General features: G+C 39.1%; 10 protein-coding genes and 2 pseudogenes. 10 read left to right on the forward strand and 2 right to left on the reverse strand.

The features are described 5' to 3' along the window. Positions 1–333 precede the first annotated feature (333 nt). The 4 genes and pseudogenes from HCN_RS09315 to HCN_RS12665 form a co-directional block, all read left to right on the forward strand. Positions 334–2,523: a TonB-dependent receptor domain-containing protein gene (locus tag HCN_RS09315; RefSeq protein WP_014667336.1), complete on the forward strand. Its 2,190-nt coding sequence runs from the start codon at positions 334–336 to the stop codon at positions 2,521–2,523. A 254-nt stretch (positions 2,524–2,777) separates the two neighbouring features. Continuing rightward, the gene (gene aspA, locus HCN_RS09320) at positions 2,778–4,217 is read left to right on the forward strand and encodes an aspartate ammonia-lyase (RefSeq protein ID WP_002955830.1); all 1,440 of its coding nucleotides are present in this window, start codon (positions 2,778–2,780) and stop codon (positions 4,215–4,217) included. Between the two features lie 556 nt (positions 4,218–4,773). After that, a pseudogene (locus tag HCN_RS12660) lies at positions 4,774–5,538 on the forward strand (anaerobic C4-dicarboxylate transporter family protein); the annotation flags it as partial. A gap of 402 nt (positions 5,539–5,940) precedes the next feature. After that, positions 5,941–6,513: pseudogene (locus HCN_RS12665) on the forward strand (anaerobic C4-dicarboxylate transporter family protein); the annotation flags it as partial. 80 nt (positions 6,514–6,593) lie between these two features. Here the strand turns inward: HCN_RS12665 and HCN_RS09330 are convergent. Next, on the reverse strand, positions 6,594–6,779 hold the full coding sequence (locus HCN_RS09330; RefSeq protein ID WP_002955833.1) for a hypothetical protein: 186 nt from the start codon (positions 6,777–6,779) through the stop codon (positions 6,594–6,596). Between the two features lie 151 nt (positions 6,780–6,930). On the opposite strand from HCN_RS09330, the gene HCN_RS09335 reads away from it, so the two are divergent. Together HCN_RS09335 and HCN_RS12440 are read left to right on the forward strand one after the other, a co-directional pair. Beyond that, positions 6,931–7,407: a DUF4156 domain-containing protein gene (locus HCN_RS09335; RefSeq protein WP_014667337.1), complete on the forward strand. Its 477-nt coding sequence runs from the start codon at positions 6,931–6,933 to the stop codon at positions 7,405–7,407. Next, positions 7,397–7,525 carry a hypothetical protein gene (locus tag HCN_RS12440; RefSeq protein ID WP_267891749.1) on the forward strand — a complete coding sequence of 43 codons (129 nt, stop codon included), beginning with the start codon at positions 7,397–7,399 and terminating at the stop codon, positions 7,523–7,525. Before HCN_RS09335 ends, HCN_RS12440 begins: the two co-directional genes overlap by 11 nt. Here the strand turns inward: HCN_RS12440 and HCN_RS09340 are convergent. Then, positions 7,514–8,068: a phospholipase D-like domain-containing protein gene (locus HCN_RS09340; protein ID WP_408605639.1), complete on the reverse strand. Its 555-nt coding sequence runs from the start codon at positions 8,066–8,068 to the stop codon at positions 7,514–7,516. The genes HCN_RS12440 and HCN_RS09340 overlap by 12 nt on opposite strands. Positions 8,069–8,167: 99 nt before the next feature. On the opposite strand from HCN_RS09340, the gene HCN_RS09345 reads away from it, so the two are divergent. From HCN_RS09345 to argS, 4 genes are read left to right on the forward strand one after another with little or no spacing between them, the layout of a single operon-like run. Then, a complete protein-coding gene (locus HCN_RS09345; RefSeq protein WP_232501863.1) occupies positions 8,168–10,213 on the forward strand; it encodes a hypothetical protein in 2,046 nt (681 codons plus the stop codon). Then, positions 10,210–10,836, forward strand: a complete 627-nt coding sequence (gene gmk / locus HCN_RS09350) for a guanylate kinase (protein WP_014667340.1) — start codon at positions 10,210–10,212, stop codon at positions 10,834–10,836. The genes HCN_RS09345 and gmk overlap by 4 nt, the downstream gene beginning before the upstream one ends. Positions 10,837–10,882: 46 nt before the next feature. Next, positions 10,883–11,128, forward strand: a complete 246-nt coding sequence (tatA, locus tag HCN_RS09355; protein ID WP_014667341.1) for a twin-arginine translocase TatA/TatE family subunit — start codon at positions 10,883–10,885, stop codon at positions 11,126–11,128. A 14-nt stretch (positions 11,129–11,142) separates the two neighbouring features. After that, positions 11,143–12,747: an arginine--tRNA ligase gene (argS, locus tag HCN_RS09360; protein ID WP_014667342.1), complete on the forward strand. Its 1,605-nt coding sequence runs from the start codon at positions 11,143–11,145 to the stop codon at positions 12,745–12,747. The last annotated feature ends 2 nt before the right edge of the window (positions 12,748–12,749 follow it).

Here is a 12,749-nt window from a genome sequence, read left to right on the forward strand (position 1 = left end):
CAAAATAAATCTTTAACAATAAAGCCCTATATCTCTCAAGTTTAGATTCTAGATCAAACTCTCATTTTGTCTAGAATCTAAAAATTCTAACCCTTTTCCACATTTGACTTCTTTGACTGACACAACATAAAGTTTATGAAAACTCTTATTATTTTTATATTTTTCACTTGCCTAGATGTTTATTAAGATTCTAAAATGCCTGAAACAAACCTATCTCAATTCTCATTTTGGTTTATCTTTAAAAACTTAATAATTATTCCTATAATTAATTATATTTTAAGCTGAGTTATATTATTCTCCCACTTTCACACATAATTCACACAAAGGAATAAAATGAAAACGATAAGCAGAATTTTAACGAATGGTAAAATCTTAACAACAGGAGGGCTAGTTTGTCTTTTTGGCTCATTTGCCCTAGCCGATACGCTAAGCCAAACTTCCACACAAGCAGAATCTCAAGATTCAGCCTCTCGCAATGTTAAGCTCAATAAATCTATTGTTACCGCCGCTTCAGGCAGTGAAAAGCTTGTCAAAGACACGCCGGCTTCTACCACCGTGATTAGCCAAGAAGAGTTGCAAACAATGCCTTATCGCGATTTAGCCGAAGCAGTAAGGAATGTGCCCGGTGTTGAGATTGATGCGAGTGCGGGGAAACTTGGAGGATTTTCATTCCTTATACGCGGTATGCCAGCAGACTATACACTTTTACTTGTAGATGGCAGACGCACAAAGCCGGGCGGACAAATCGCCACAAGTAATTTTGGTATGGATTCTATGTATAATGCCTTTATGCCCCCCCTTAGTGCGATTGAAAGGATAGAGGTTATACGCGGACCTATGAGCACACTCTATGGCAGTGATGCGATGGGCGGTATGGTGAATATCGTAACGAAAAAAATCCCAGAAAAATGGGGTGCGACATTAAGCCTTGAAGCAAATATTCCTGAATCTAAAACTTACCAATCCACCTATCAAGCCTCATTCTACGCCGCAGGGGCATTAAGCAAAAAAGTAGGTATGAATTTTAGACTACGCGATCTCTATCGCTCTGAAGCGGGAAATACCTTTAAAACAAATGATGGCAGCACAACCACAACCTTCTTTGGCGCTCAAAGCAATGCTTATAATATCGGCACAAGGCTAAACTATACGCCAGATTCTAAAAACACCTTTATTTTTGATGTAGATTATACAAAAATCACTTTTGACAATCGCAAGGCACAAATTGGACGCCACACCGCTTCAAATACAAGCAATAATGGTGATGGGCTGACAGGTGGATATACTGATTATATAAATGTTTCTAAGCTTGTGGGGCTACTTGGACACGATGGGGATTATAGCTTTGGGAAGTGGAAAACTTCATTGCAATATATGGATATGCGCAATCTTGGACGCAAGGTCGTGGGCAAATACACCGCCGATCCTGATGTGGGCAAAAATCGCGATATTATAGGGCAGGATATTTATCTAGATTCACGATTATTGCTCCCATTGGGCGATTATAATAATCTTAATATTGGGGCAGAGTATCGCAGTGAGCAAATGCACGATAGAGCGGCAAATCCAAACCGATTTGGCTTTCACACTATAAGTGCGTTTGTAGAAGATGAGTGGAATATTTTTGAGCCTTTTACAATTACACTTGGATTGCGAGATACTTATAACACAAAGTTTGGCAATCACATATCGCCTAGAATCTATGGTGTGCTTGATATAACAGATAGCCTAACGCTCAAAGGTGGTGTATCCACAGGGTATAAAACCCCTTATACCAACCAGCTTGTAAGCGGTGTGTATGGCTATGGGAGTCAAGGGGCTTTGGGCTTTTTAGGGAATCCGGACTTAAAGCCAGAGACTTCAATCAACTACGAGCTAGGCTTAGTATTTGATAATGACTATGTGGATTTTAGTGTTACAGGCTTTAGGAATAATTTTTCAAACAAAATCACTTCGCAGAAAGTAACTTCTGGCGAAGCATTTAACACCTATTGTGGCAATAGCATCTATGCCAATGGCTGCAATCAACTCTATAACGCCGATACTGCCTATACACAAGGGGTTGAAAGCACCTTTGGGATTAAGCCTATTTATGGCGTGGGCTTTGATATAAGCTATGTTTGGACAGACACAGAAGTAACTTCAGGCAAGACAAAAGGGCAGAAACTCTCCTTTATCCCAGAGCATTCTCTTAATGCAAAGCTTAGCTATGCGTATAAAGACTTCAGTGCTTATTTACGCACAGAATACAAAGCAAAAACGCCAAATAATAGTTTTTACAGCAACACAGATAAAATTGCTTACAAAGAATACTACAAAGACTATGTCGTGCTTACCCTTGGCGCACAATATAGGATTAATGACTTTGTTCGCTTAAACGCTGGAATCTACAATCTTTTAAATCATAGCTTTATTGATTTTGATAAAGTCGGCACAGACAATAAAGGTGGTGTGTATGCCAACAACTACCGCTTTATCCTTGATGGCAGACGATATTGGCTCAATGTAACACTTGATTTTTAATCACACAAAATGTTTTTAGAATCTACAAACTTCAAAATGACAAAAAGCTTGAAACAAAACTTTGGGGTTTTGCCCCAAGGTGTATAAAGCTGATATATTTCTTAAAATTTTTTAAAGGATTTGTAAAAAACATCTCTCTTATCTTAAAAAAATGTAAAAAATTATAGCTTTTAGATTCTTTTCAGTTTCTAAGGCATAGAATCCTAACCGAAGTTATCATAATGTGATAACAATCTCACCCAAAGGAGTTTATTATGGGAAAACGCGTAGAACACGATTTTATAGGCGAACTAGAAATTGCTGATGATGTGTATTATGGAGTGCAAACTTTTAGAGCTTTGCAAAACTTCAACATCACAGGCGATAAGCTTAGTAGCTACCCAAGCTTTATTAAAGCTTTCGCACAGGTAAAAAAGGCGGCGGCTCTAGCAAATAATGAGCTAAAACTACTAGATAGCACAAAAAAAGATGCCATTTGTAAGGCTTGTGATAGGCTTATCGCTGGGGAATTACGAGATCAATTTGTCGTAGATATGATCCAAGGCGGGGCTGGAACTAGCACAAATATGAATACCAATGAAGTGGTAGCAAACCTTGCTTTAGAGATTATGGGGCATAAAAAGGGTGATTATCAACACTGCCACCCAAACGACCATGTGAATCTCTCTCAATCTACAAACGACTCTTACCCAACAGCTATCCATGTAGCCCTTTATGATGAGTTATCCGCCCTTGCTAAAGATATGGAAGTGCTTAAAAAATCCTTTGAAAATAAATCAAAAGAGTTTAAAGATGTGCTAAAAATGGGACGCACACAGCTCCAAGACGCTGTGCCTATGACTTTAGGGCAGGAGTTTCATACATTTGCGGTGATGATGGGCGAAGATATTGCTAGAGTGCTAGAGGCAAGAAGCCTTGTAACAGAAATCAATATGGGCGGCACAGCGATTGGCACGGGGATAAACTCTCACCCAAACTATCCAAAAATCGTGCAAAAATATCTTTGCGAAGTTACAGGACACCCCTTCAAAACCGCTGATGATTTGATTGAAGCGACACAAGATACGGGTGCTTATGTGCAAGTAAGCGGTGTGCTAAAAAGAGTAGCGGTAAAACTCTCTAAAGTATGCAATGACTTGCGACTTTTAAGCTCTGGACCGCGTGCTGGGCTAAATGAGATAAATCTCCCTAAAATGCAGCCCGGAAGCTCCATAATGCCCGGAAAAGTAAATCCCGTGATTCCAGAAGTGGTCAATCAAGTGTGCTATGCGGTTATTGGTAATGATGTAACTGTGAGCTTTGCGAGTGAAGGCGGACAATTACAACTCAATGTATTTGAGCCGGTTATTGCCTATGGACTCTTTAACTCTATCTCTATGATGAGAAACGCAATGCTTACCCTTGCAAGCAAATGTGTCGATGGAATCACAGCAAATGAAAAGGTATGTAGCGACTTTGTGTATAACAGCATAGGTATCGTTACCGCACTGAATCCATATATCGGTTATGAAAACTCTGCATCCATCGCTAAAGAATCTTTGCAAACAGGCAAACCGGTAAAAGAAATCGCATTAGAGCGAAAGCTTTTAAGCAAAGAGCAGTTAGATGAGATTTTCCAACCAAAAAATATGCTAAATCCTCATATGAGTGCGGAAGATAAGGCGAAGTTTCAAAAAAATTCGCCATTTGCGTAAGAAATTTAGGCTTTGAGTGCAAAGGCAAGAGCCTAAAATTTTGATTTTTGGGAAGTTTCTCATAAACCGCAATATTAGCTTAAGTAGCTACATTATTATGCGAGATAGCCCAAAATACACCTTAAAGATACTTCCGCAAGTATTCATATTAGTATCTTGTATGGAATCTAGATTCTTGTCATATTGAGCCGTAGGCGAAATATCTTTTTTAGATTTTAAAGTTTTAGATACTTCGCCTAAAGGCTCAGTATGACAAGCTGTTTTAGATTCTAGATTCTAACAACTTGTTATGTTTGAGCGAAGCGAACCGCCTAAGAGTTTGGATTTCAAAATAAATTTAAATTAAAAGGTATTTCATCAAATGCTTAATATAACAAGAGTTTAGATTCTAGGTTTTCACTAGGCAATACTTATTTTTGTGTTTTTTAAGGCAAGAACTACTCTATGTGCGAATTGCTATCTTAAAAAACACAAATTTAGATTGAACACAAAGTAAAACTTGTGAATCTTTAAAGTAGATTCTAAAACTTTTTAATGCAAAAATCAAAGGATTACAATGGAAATGTTAGTGCTTATACTTCAAGTTGCCGTGCTACTTGGAGCTATTTTTATCGGTATTCGGCTTGGCGGTATGGCGATAGGCTACGCTGGTGGTTTTGGCGTAGTTGTGCTTTGTCTCTTTTTGGGTATGAAGCCCGGAGCTATTCCTTGGGATGTTATCCTTATCATTATGTCAGTTATTGCGGCAATTGCGGCAATGCAACTTGCTGGTGGGCTAGACTATATGGTGCAGGTGGCTGAAAAGATTCTAAGAAAGAATCCAAAATACATTAACTACCTTGCCCCAACGGTTACTTACTTTTTGACATTTTTAGCAGGGACTGGGCATACTGCCTTTTCTATGATACCTGTGATTGTGGAAGTGGCAAAGGAACAAAATATTAAGCCATCCGCCCCTCTTTCAATCGCTGTTGTCTCTAGTCAAATCGCCATTACCGCAAGCCCTGTAAGTGCGGCGGTAGTGTATATGACCGGTGTGCTAGAGCCGCTTGGCTGGAGCTATCCTACTTTGCTTTTAGTATGGCTTGTTACAACTTTCAGTGCGTGTATGCTGACTGCCTTTGTGGTGAGTAAGTTTTTCCCACTTGATTTGAGTAAAGACCCTGTGTATCAAGAGCGACTAAAAGCTGGGCTTGTGAAATCAGCAAATGGTGCAGCACACATTGAGCTAAAAAAGGGAGCAAAGCTAAGTGTTGGGATCTTCCTTGTGGGTGTGCTTTGCGTGGTGATTTATGCCACTTCAATATCTGATGTCGTGCGTAAGCCTATGCTAGAATCTGTAAGCAAAAATATCCCAGTGTATGTGGATAATGAGCTAGATTCTATAAAGAATGAAGCAACTTCGCTTTTAGCAATAAAAGATAGTGAGCAATTAAAACTAGAAAAACAAAACCTTAGCACACCGCTAGAATCTTTGAAGAAAACCTATATAGATTCTATCCCTGCGATTAAGGCAAATCCAAATGATATAGAAAATCTTCAAAATGCCTTTGCCACCGCAAAAAACGAGATAAATTCTATTGCTAAAAATGAGCAGAATGAAAAAGCCCTTGAACTAATAGAATCTAAGCTAGATTCTATGGTAGGGGAGCTAGATTCTATCCTGCTAGACTTCGCACAAAAAGATGGAATGTTAGCAAACTTATCAGCAATGGTAAAAAGCTATATTGATCCTGTGCGATTGCCACGCGATGGGGCGATTATGAGCTTTATGCTGATGATTGCAACTTTGATTGTGATTTTCTGTAAGGTAGAAACCGGCAAACTGCTTGATGCAAGCACATTTAAGGCGGGAATGACAGCTTGTGTGTGCGTTTTAGGTGTGGCTTGGCTTGGCAATACTTTTGTTGATGGCTACAAAGCAGAGATTGGCGATTTAGCCGGCAAACTTGTGGGCGATTATCCCGCACTTTTGGCAGTAGCCCTTTTCTTTGCGAGTATGTTGCTTTACTCACAAGCGGCTACGGCTAAGGCGATTATGCCGGTTGTGATTGCTGCACTCGGTATCACCGCTACAAATGCGGATTCTGCGTATATTTTGGTAGCAAGTTTTGCGGCTGTGTCGGCATTATTTGTGCTTCCTACATATCCTACGCTACTTGGAGCGGTGCAAATGGACGATACCGGCTCTACACGCATTGGCAAGTTTGTTTTCAATCATAGCTTCATACTGCCGGGTATTATAGCTATCGTATTTGCCGTAGCTCTTGGCTTTGCCATCGCTCCGCTATTCTAAAAACTACAACATAGAATCTTTTTAGATTCTATGTTTATTCTCTCTTTTGATAAGCATCATCACTAAGGCTAAGATTCTATCTACCTTTCCTTAAGCTCTAGGCTTTGTAGCTCCTTGATACATTTTTGCAAATCTTCAATAATCTCATCGTATTTAAAACTAAGCAACACACGCTTATAAAGCTCTGGCTTATGCTTTCGCCAATTTCTCAAAGTCTTTGGTGTAACATCAATAATGCGTGCCATATCCTGCTGTGTGTATTTCATTATATCCCTTAGATTCTTTTGGGCTAGAATCTACACAAAAAGTTTTTTAAATCAAATTGGGTAAATATTTTCTAAATAAATATTATTTTAAATATTTTTTACCTAGAATCCTACACTCGCCAAGAGAAAATACAAAAACAAGGAGAAAAAAATGAAAAACCCGACATTATCTATTGCACTCAAAGTGGGAATGGCATTTGGCTTGGGACTTTTAGTTGTTGGTTGTGGAGACCCCGTCCCTGAGTTGCTACACTATAAACCAAAAAGCCTAGAACAACAAGGCAAAGGTATTACTATCGCCAAAAGCACCCCCTATAATTGCAAAATTTTAGGTGAGGTTGAAGGTAAAGACAATACAAATGGCACAAGAGGAGCAACACGAGAGTTACTAAGGGAGGGTGCATTAAACGACCTTAGAAATGAAGCTGGGGATGCAGCAGGAGTGGGCAAAAGAATTATGCTTAACATTACCAATGAAGAAGTGTTATGCAGTGTCGTGCTTGAAGGCAAAAAAGGCAAAACGCAACAAACCATAAAATGCACCGACGGCTTACCAATCGACGCAATAAATGGCAAACTGCTCTCTCATAGAATCCACGCTCAAGTTTTTGATTGTGGTGAAAAATAAACTCGCTCCTTTTAAACTGAAAGATTCACAAACAAAGGGGATTTTATCGCAAAATCCCCTTTTAGAATCTCACACGCACAACAACCAAACCCTTACACCCCACTCCCTAGAATCCTAAGCAATTTTGCTTCATTTTTGCAAATGCGTTATTTGCCTTTTGGACAAGATTAGGCTCAAAACTAAAAAGCAGAGCTTCAAAGTTATTTTCAAAAGCGTTTCTGCTCCAATTTGCCGAGCCAAGCACTAAAATCTCATCATCAATAATCGCCATTTTTTGGTGCATTATCCCATAATACTTGCCGTTTCTGGCTTTCACCCCGCTTAGCAGACACACGGAAATATTATTATACTTTGCTAGATAGCCAATGACTGAACTTTTATTCTCCATATTGCTTTCTTTATCAAAGATAATCTCCACGCTCACGCCCCTTTTTGCCACATCTCTTAGAATCTTAGCAATATCATTATTTGTAAAGCTATAAATGCTGATTTTTATCTCACGCTTTGCATTTCTTAACGCCCCCTGCAATGTATTTAAAGCTTGTTTTTGCTCATAGGGCAGTATATAAAGCGTATCATTTGGAGCAGAAAACGCAAATGAAGTAAGCAAAAAAGTGTGAATTATCCCCACAAACACATAATTCTTACATTTTCTCAATATTTTTGCCATTTTTGCCTGCATTTTATTCCTTTGTGCTGTGGATTTAGTTATAATCATAGGCTATTATTACACAAAAAGCAATAAAAGCGGGGAATGTATATGAAATTTCTACTCATCAATACCAATCAAATCGTTCAAAAACTCGTTGAAATCACAGCCAAAAAAGCTGGGGCAGATCTCACCACAATTACAGAATCTAGACAACTTGCCAACCTAGAGCAGTATGATTATATCCTTGTTGATGATGATTGCTTTGGGCTAGATTCACAAGCCTATACAGACGCACTCAAAGACAAGCGGAAATGCCTTATTTACAACAAACAAGTCAAAAGGATTGAAGGGTTTGATGACTATGTGCAAAAGCCCTTTTTACCAACGAGTATTTTGGATATTTTCACCGCACAGCTTAGCAAACAAGCCCCCGCACAAAACCCTGAAAAAACGCCTTTAGACTCAGTAGATTCGGCACTTGGAGCAGAGCTTGATGCGGCATTAAATGGGGAAAATTTAGATAGCACAGAGAATGCCCCTATTGAGCTTGATAACCTAGATAAAGGGCTAGAAGAGATTGACAACTTGCTTGATGATAACCTTGAAAGCTCTAGCAGTGGGGATTCTAATGTAGATTCTAGCAATGTAATAAAACAGGAATCTATTGAAACAGAAAGTGGGGATAGTGGGGATTCTCAAGCAGAAAATATAGAGACTGAAGAGCCGACACTTGATATAGAACAAGCGACCGATGAGCTAAACCCCGAAGCGACTTTAGATGAGGGGCTAGATATTAACCTTGATTTGAGTGGGCTTGATGAGTCGGAGGGCTTCAGTGATGATGAAAATACTGAATCTATGGCAGATTCAGTAGAGACGGAAAAGAAAGCAGAGGCGGTAAGTGAAGCTGGAGATACGGCGGATTTAGATAATTTAGGGGATCTAAGCGGTTTAGATGACTTGACACAAGATGAAAGTTTGACTGAAAGCACTGCAGATTCCATAACTGAAGAGAATTCTACCGACACACAAGATGAAACAGAATCTTTAAGCTTAGATGATGAGCTTAACCTTGATGAGCTGGATTTGGCAAACGAGACAAAAGAAGATTCTAAAGATTCAACACAAGAAAACATAAAGACAGAATCTCAAGGATTAGATGATTTGGAGAATTTGGACGATGAGATGGCACATCTAGATTCTGCACAAGAAATTGCAGAAACACAAAGTGCCGAATCTACACAAGATGAGCTGGGCGGTTTAGATGATTTGGAAAATCTCAATGATGACGCAGGGGAAAATGACAATCTAGGGGAAACAAAACAAACACAAAACGCTGATGATTTGGGCGAGTTAGATAACTTAGATGATTTGGATAGTTTGGGAGATTTGGCAGGGCTTGAAAATGAGCTAGGACAAACAGAGTTAGACGACATAGAATCTCAAAACGAAATAGAACACAATATAGAATCTGCAGATTCTGCTGATGAAAACTTAGGTGGAGAATCTTTGAGCGAAGAGAATGAAAAAAATTTGGAAGCAGAAAATACAGAATCTTTAAGCGATTTGGGCGATGAAACACTTAGCCTTGATGAGTTAGATGAGCTAGATTCCCTTGACACAAATGATGAAACACAACAGGACGCCACACAAGAAGCCGCAGATTCACATATACCACTTGATGATGAGTTTTCAAGTGAAGGCTTACTAGAAAATGACTTGCTTGATAATGTGGAAAAAGTGAGCTTAGCTGAGCCTGTGCTTGATAAAGAACAAGTGAGTGAAGTTAGCAAAGCCCTTCAAGCCCTTGATGAAGAAAGTGCTGATTTTACTTCACTTAAAGAGCCACAAATCGCAGAAGCACTCGGCGAGGAACTCCCTAAAGAGTTGTTATCCCTTGATGAATTAAGTGAATCTAATAATGAAGCCCTTGAAAATATGTCCCTAGATTCACAAGATACAATAGAATCTGCCCCAGAATCTGCCCCGGCACAAAGCACTCGGCAGGATACACAGCCCCAAGAGATTGTCAAAAATATGATAGCAAACTCCGTGCAAAGTAGCATTTCAAGCTTAAGCTCAAATAATCTTAAATCAATGCTTGATGGGCTTGAAGTAACCATAAACATTAGCTTTAAGGATAAGAGCAAATGAGTAGGGAAACTCTAGGGCAAACAGGAGCGGTGCTTATCATATCTGGACCAAGCGGTTGTGGTAAAAGCACACTTACAAAGGCGATTATGGATTCTATCCCTGATGTGTATTTTTCAATCTCCACCACCACGCGTCCTATCCGCGATGGTGAGATTGATGGGGTGCATTATCACTTTGTTGATAAAGACAAATTTTTAACTGATATAAAAAACAATGTCTTTTTGGAATGGGCGGAGGTGCATACAAACTTTTATGGCACTTCATTAGAGCCTGTTAAAGTTGCTCTAGCACAAGATAAAATCGTGCTTTTTGATGTAGATGTGCAAGGACATCACAGCATTAAGGAATATTTTGGCGATTTTGCTAAATCCGTGTTTATCACCACAAAAAATAAAGAGATTCTAAAACAAAGGCTTGTGGCTAGGCAAACTGATGACTTGCAAACCATTGAGTTTCGCTTGATACAAGCACATAATGAAATGCAGCATATTGATGATTTTGACTATCTTATTATTAATGATGATATACATACCGCCAAAGAGGCTATGCTTGCCATTACGCGTTCGCTTAAATATCAGCAGATTGAGCGTTTTTCACATATTATCCAAAAATGGCAAGACTAATGGCAATATTCGGTATAATATCTCAATTTAACACAAAGGAGTTCCTATGACACCACCTAATCTATGGCAGATTGTTTTAATTTTAGTTATTGTGTTGTTACTTTTTGGTGGCAAGAAGATTCCAGAGCTTGCTAAAGGCTTAGGCAGTGGGATAAAAAACTTTAAAAAAGCAGTCAAAGAAGATGATGAAAGCGCAACAAACAAAGAAGAAATCTCGCAAGTAGGGGAAACTTCACAAATCAAGCAAACCCAAGCTACTGAATCTACCACACAAAATAAAGCAGATTCTTAAAAGCAAGAAGCCTAATGTATCAGCACATTAAAGCTATTTTAGCTCAAGCTTGTGGGCTTGAGAATGAAAGTGAGATTGTTTTAGAAAAGCCTAAAAATAAGGATTTTGGGCATTTAGCCACACCTCTTGCTTTTAGCCTTGCGAAAATAAAAAGGCAAAATCCCAAGCTTTTAGCTGAAGAGCTTTCAGTATCCCTAGCCCAAAATCCTGCCTTTAGCAAGGTAGAAGCACTCAATGGCTTTATTAATTTAACCCTTTCTGCCGATTTTCTTTTTGATATAAGTAAAGCAGAATCTACCGCACCACAAAGTAAGCAAAACAAAGAGAGCATTTTGCTTGAGTTTGTCAGTGCCAACCCAACGGGACCTTTGCATATAGGACACGCACGGGGGGCTGTGTATGGTGATGTATTATCGCGTGTGGGTAGGCATTTGGGCTATGAGATTACCACAGAGTATTATATCAATGACGCAGGTTCGCAGATTCAAATGCTTGGACTATCCTTACTTCTTGCAGGGCAGGAGCATATTTTAAAGCGTGAAGTGAAGTATCCAGAGAGCTATTATCGTGGGGAATACATTGTAGATTTAGCAAAAGAATGTGAAAAACACTTTGGGAAAAGCATTTTTGAGAGTGAAGATTCTATCCCCGCACTTGCGGATTTTGGCAAAAATGCAATGCTCCAAGAGATTAAGGATAATCTTTTACAAGTTGGCATTAGCTTTGATAATTTTGTCAGTGAAAAGGCTTTGTATGAACGCTGGAATAGCACACTGCAGACTTTAAAGCAAAATAATGGAATCTACACTCAAGATTCTAAAGTGTGGATTGCATCTTCAAAGCTTAATGATGAAAAAGACCGCGTGATTGTGCGTGAGAGCGGTGAGCCAACCTATCTAGCAGGGGATATTATCTATCATCAGGATAAGTTTCAAAGAGGCTTTGAACGCTACATTAATATTTGGGGAGCTGATCATCACGGCTATATTCAAAGAGTAAAGGCGGCGATACACTTTCTAGGCTATGATGAGAATAAGCTTGAGGTGCTACTCTCTCAAATGGTAAGTCTCCTTAAAGGCGGACAACCCTATAAGATGAGTAAAAGGGCTGGGAATTTTATCCTTATGAAAGATGTGGCTAGTGAGATTGGCAGTGATGCCCTGCGATTTATCTTTCTTTCCAAAAAGCCCGATACACACCTTGAATTTGATGTAGATGAGCTAAAAAAGCAAGATTCAAGCAATCCTATCTACTACATCAACTACGCTAATGCGAGAATCCATACGCTTTTTGAAAAAGCAGGTGTAAATATGCAGGATTTGGAAAAAAATATCCAAAGCTTGAGCTTTGATTCTCACATTAAAGATTCTGCTACACATTTGCTTTTTGAATCTTTGTGTCTTTCACATATCTTAGAATCAAGCTTCCGCGATAGAGAAATGCAAAAAATATGCGAGTATCTTAAAAATCTTGCCGCAAGTCTGCATAGCTTCTACAACACGCATAAAATCCTGCAAACTCCAAATCAAAATGATATTTTATATGCGTTAAAAGTCGTTAGTCAAACGCTCACGCTCGGATTAGCCCTGCTTGGCATTACAGCAAAAACAAGAATGTAGTA

The organism is Helicobacter cinaedi PAGU611, from assembly GCF_000284635.1.
Classification (GTDB): Bacteria; Campylobacterota; Campylobacteria; order Campylobacterales; family Helicobacteraceae; genus Helicobacter_C; species Helicobacter_C cinaedi.

Bases quoted from the DNA above. Each gene is read 5' to 3' on its own strand.
- HCN_RS09330 (WP_002955833.1), bottom strand. From the start codon at position 6,779: ATGAAATACACACAGCAGGATATGGCACGCATTATTGATGTTACACCA.
- gmk (WP_014667340.1), top strand. From the start codon at position 10,210: ATGAGTAGGGAAACTCTAGGGCAAACAGGAGCGGTGCTTATCATATCT.
- HCN_RS09345 (WP_232501863.1), top strand. From the start codon at position 8,168: ATGAAATTTCTACTCATCAATACCAATCAAATCGTTCAAAAACTCGTT.
- HCN_RS09335 (WP_014667337.1), top strand. From the start codon at position 6,931: ATGAAAAACCCGACATTATCTATTGCACTCAAAGTGGGAATGGCATTT.
- tatA (WP_014667341.1), top strand. From the start codon at position 10,883: ATGACACCACCTAATCTATGGCAGATTGTTTTAATTTTAGTTATTGTG.
- HCN_RS09315 (WP_014667336.1), top strand. From the start codon at position 334: ATGAAAACGATAAGCAGAATTTTAACGAATGGTAAAATCTTAACAACA.
- aspA (WP_002955830.1), top strand. From the start codon at position 2,778: ATGGGAAAACGCGTAGAACACGATTTTATAGGCGAACTAGAAATTGCT.
- argS (WP_014667342.1), top strand. From the start codon at position 11,143: ATGTATCAGCACATTAAAGCTATTTTAGCTCAAGCTTGTGGGCTTGAG.